This is a genomic window from Moorena sp. SIO4A1, from assembly GCF_010672065.1.
Lineage (GTDB): Bacteria > Cyanobacteriota > Cyanobacteriia > Cyanobacteriales > Coleofasciculaceae > Moorena.
Window position 1 is genome coordinate 1 of sequence record NZ_JAAHHX010000299.1, and the last position, 2,350, is coordinate 2,350.

Annotated in this window: 1 pseudogene; it reads right to left on the minus strand. The window is 41.5% G+C overall.

Annotated features, from left to right (window positions below):
• Positions 1 to 30: 30 nt before the first annotated feature.
• Positions 31 to 1,766: pseudogene (gene ltrA, locus F6K53_RS37500) on the minus strand (group II intron reverse transcriptase/maturase).
• Positions 1,767 to 2,350: the final 584 nt, after the last annotated feature.

Sequence of the window (2,350 nt, forward strand, 5' to 3'; positions counted from 1 at the left end):
CCGATTATTAAACTAAGCCAGTGAGTCACCTCACTGACTCGTCTTCAAAACCGTACGTGATACTTTCGCATCATACGGCTCCTCATTACATGAACCATTTTCATTGGTACCTTCATAACTTGTGGCTATGTTTCCTATCGTGGCAGTGTAGGTGTAGTAGTTCCAGGTTATCTGGTTTGTTACTACCGCCTTTTATGCGTGGTATGATGTGATGCACTTCTAATTGGTCATTGGGTTTGAACTTGAGTTTACATTGTGGGCAGATTCCTTTTTGTCTCGTAAAGAGCCTCCCTCTTGTACAAGACATTTCAGGGTGTTTGCCCATTCTGTTCCCCCAATATATTAGGTCGCCATCATATGGACTTCTGGTTTCTTTGACTTTGATATGCCTAACTATTGGTGTTTTGGCATGTTTGGGTAGGATTACCTCTTTGTCTTTGAATACCCAGTTATCTCCATTGATTGTTCCCCAGTACTTGTTCTTAACCCATTCATGGGATTTCTTTGGATGTCTTCGGTTTCCCCATCTTCTGAGTTTGTTCCATAGCATGTCTACCAGGTCGCTATATGTTTCTTTGCTGCACACAGAGCTGTAGTAGTTGCACCATCCTTTAATTTGGAATTTTAATTTGTTGATTAGGCTAGCTTGTGGTGCGGCTTTATGTGTTTCAACGATTCTGGCTAGTTTTTCGTAATGCTCTGTCACTTTTTCGTTGGATGGTTTTATTATGGTTTTGAAGCCTTGTTTGGACTGGTTTTTCCCTACTTTATGTTGTTTTACCTGAAAACCCAGGAAGTTAAAACCTTCATATGTGTGGGTTATTTTCGTTTTACTAGGCTTCAATTCCAATTCCATTTCATTCAGCCATTTGCCAATTACTTCAAGGCATTCTTCTACCACTTTATGGTCTTTGTGTATTATTAAGAAATCGTCCGCATATCTGATGAGGCTAAGGGCTTTACGATTTTTCTCTTTAGTCCCCTTCATATTATTGGCGTATTCTTTAATACACTCTTCCATTCCGTGGAGGGCTATGTTCGCCAGCAAGGGGGATATGATTCCTCCTTGGGGAGTCCCCTCATTTGTAGGTGAGAATGTTCCTTTATCCATCACTCCGGCTTTAAGCCAGGATTTTATTAGTTTTCTTAGTGTTGGATAAGTATTCAGTTTTTTCAGCAATGCTTCGTGGTTAATCTTGTCGAAACATTTGGCTATATCCGCATCTAAGACCCATTTTGGTTTTTTGCCTATACAGTTGAAGATGGCTTCTATGGCATCATGACATGACCGTCCTGGTCTGAATCCGTATGAATTCGGTTCAAATTTTGCTTCCCATTCAGGTTAAGCGTGCCTGTTTGGTAAGAGCTTGTAGTGCCCTGTCATAGATAGTTGGTATACCTAGAGGACGTTTCTCGTTACGACCGGGTTTATCTATCCAAACTCTTCTGGTGGGTTTTGGTTTCCTGTGAATTTTAAGGGAATCTACTAAGTTTAGTCGCTGCTTATTGGTTAAAGCTTTGCGCCCATCTATTCCGGCAGTTCTTTTTCCTTTATTTTCTTGGGTTACCTTTCTCACCGCTAGCATCTTTGCTGACCAGGATTTCATCAGAGTCTTCTGAAGTTTTCTTACCACGGGGACATTACCACGTTTAGAGGCTTGATATATTCGTTTTTGTAACTTAAATACAGTCATTTCTAGCTTTCGCCAATTGACCTTATTCCATTCCGACTGTGGGATGAATCCCCGAGCTTTAGACTTTTTCATTACTACTTGCGACCATATCTTTCCATGTAACGTGAGTCCGTCTGCGTATCTTAGGCATTACCCTAAGCTTTTGCTTGTGACTCAATCTCGCCTCCAGAGGACTTGCGGCTAACTACCTACTTAAGAATCGACCTTCTTAAGAGTGCCTTTGGAGGTTATTTCGTTCCTAATATCCATTCTTTGAACTTTTAGGGTGGTACTATTCACCGGAAGTGCTTAGGGAAATCAGTATAAGAATCGGGAACCTTATACTCCTTTGACTTCGTGACATTTTGTCTGTAGCGTATCAACCTTCTTTCGCTACTCAAGTCGTGACGATGATTGTAACGTACCTTCCTTGCGTACCCATGAGTTCCTTGCCTGCTACTAACATCTTGTCAGGTTTAGGATGCTTCGCTGTTCGACCCTTGCATTAATCCAAAGGTTTGTTAGTTCCATTGAATCAGGGTAGGGCTGTCACTCGGATTTCACGAGGGATGGTTTTTCACCATCATGGATATTAAGTTATCTAGGTTTTACCCTAGTGGCTAATCTTCCTCTGATGTTTATGCAGCAGAGTTTCTAGCCAACGAAACGCACCCCGA